The following is a 1750-nucleotide window of genomic DNA, read 5'->3' on the forward strand; positions in this document are numbered from 1 at the left end:
GCGGTCGACCGCCCGGCCCCGGCGCCCCGGCCCCTCGTCCGGCGCTGCCCGGCCGCCCGGATCAGTCCTCGGCGCAGATCGCGGAGACGAACTCGGCGACCCGCTCCTGCGGCATGTTGCGGGCGATGTCCGCCTCGCTGATCATCCCGACCAGCTTGTGGTCCGGGTGGTTGATCACCGGCAGGCGCCGGACCAGGTGCTGCTCCATGAGCTGCAGGACCTGCTCGGCGTCCTCGTCCTCCTCGATCACCATCGGGCGGCCGATGGCGAGGTCGACGGCCCTGACCTTGTTCGGGTCCAGGCCCTCGGCGACGCACTTGAGGACGATGTCGCGGTCGGTGAGGATGCCCAGCAGCTTCTGGTTGTCCCCGCAGATCGGCAGCGCGCCGACGCCCCGTTCCCGCATGGTCCGGGCGGCGTCGGCCAGGGTGTCGAACTCGCCGACGCACTCGGCGCCCGGGTGCATGATCTCTCCGGCTGTGGTCATGGTCGAACCTCCCGACTGGTCACGCCCCTGTCCCTCCATCGTGGTCCCGCCCCCGGGGCGACGCCACCGCGGCGGGCCCTCTACCGCGGCGGCAGCTGCCCGTCCGTCTCCGGCGGCCCGGGGGCCTGTTCGAAGCCCTCGCGGTCCGGCGGGTCGAGCGGCGAACGGGCCAACACCTCGTCCAGGGCGGGCAGATCCGGCAGCTCGACGGCGGGCTGCGGCTCGGCGCCCTTCCCCTCCGCGGCGGCGGCCGGCTTCTCGGTGACGCTGTCCAGGAAGCGCAGCAGCTCCACCGGGAACGGCAGGACCAGCGTCGAGTTCTTCTCCGCGGCGACCTCCACCACCGTCTGCAGCAGGCGCAGTTGGAGCGCGGCCGGGGTCTCGCTCATGATCGCGGCGGCCTCGGACAGCCGCGCCGACGCCTGGAACTCGCCGTCCGCGGTGATGATCCGGGCCCGGCGTTCGCGCTCCGCCTCGGCCTGCCGGGACATCGAGCGCTTCATCGACTCCGGCAGCGCGACGTCCTTGATCTCCACCCGGTCGATGTGGATCCCCCAGCCCAGTGCCGGGCTGTCCAGCATCAGTTCCAGCCCCTGGTTCAGCGGCTCCCGGTTGGCCAGCAGGTCGTCCAGCTCGCTCTTGCCGATGATCGACCGCAGCGAGGTCTGGGCGACCTGGGAGATCGCGAAGTTGTAGTCCTGCACGTTGACGGTGGCCTTCACCGGGTCGACGACCTTGAAGTAGACCACCGCGTCGACCCGCACGGTCACGTTGTCCCGGGTGATGCCCTCCTGCGCGGGGATCGGCATCGTCACGATCTGGACGTTCACCCGCTGCAGCCGGTCCACCACCGGCATGATCATCGCCAGCCCGGGCTGCCGGATCTCCTCGCGCACCCGCCCGAACCGGAACACCACGCCGCGCTGGAACTGCTGGACCACGCGCGCACTCAGGCCGGCCAGCACGGCCAGCACCACCAGCAGGGCCAGGACCGCCTCGACCACGATCATCGCGCCACCTCGCCTACCCGCACGCGGCCCCGTTCTCCACGCTACTCCGCTCCCGGACCGTCCATCTGCCCGTCCGCCCGCGCGCCACTTCGCCGGTCCCGCACCACCGGGCGCCCTAGGATCGGCGGCATGGAAGCCACGCCGCCGGCCGCCGGGCCCGGCCCCGCCCCGGGGGGCCGGGGGGCCCGCGGCACGCCCCCCCGCCCCCCCCCCGCCCCCCCCCCCCGGGGCGCCCGAGCCGCACTGTCCGAGC

At 73.4% G+C, this 1750-nt stretch carries 2 protein-coding genes; both read right to left on the reverse strand.

What is annotated here, in order from left to right; all coding sequences use genetic code 11:
- Positions 1-61: 61 nt before the first annotated feature.
- Positions 62-487, reverse strand: coding sequence for a CBS domain-containing protein (locus ACFV0G_RS17635; RefSeq protein ID WP_380547856.1), 426 nt, complete (start codon positions 485-487; stop codon positions 62-64).
- Positions 488-567: 80 nt separating this feature from the next.
- Positions 568-1497, reverse strand: a complete 930-nt coding sequence (locus ACFV0G_RS17640) for a slipin family protein (protein ID WP_380547859.1) — start codon at positions 1495-1497, stop codon at positions 568-570.
- Positions 1498-1750 lie beyond the last annotated feature (253 nt).

Source organism: Kitasatospora sp. NPDC059571 (genome assembly GCF_042735675.1).
Classification (GTDB): domain Bacteria; phylum Actinomycetota; class Actinomycetes; order Streptomycetales; family Streptomycetaceae; genus Kitasatospora.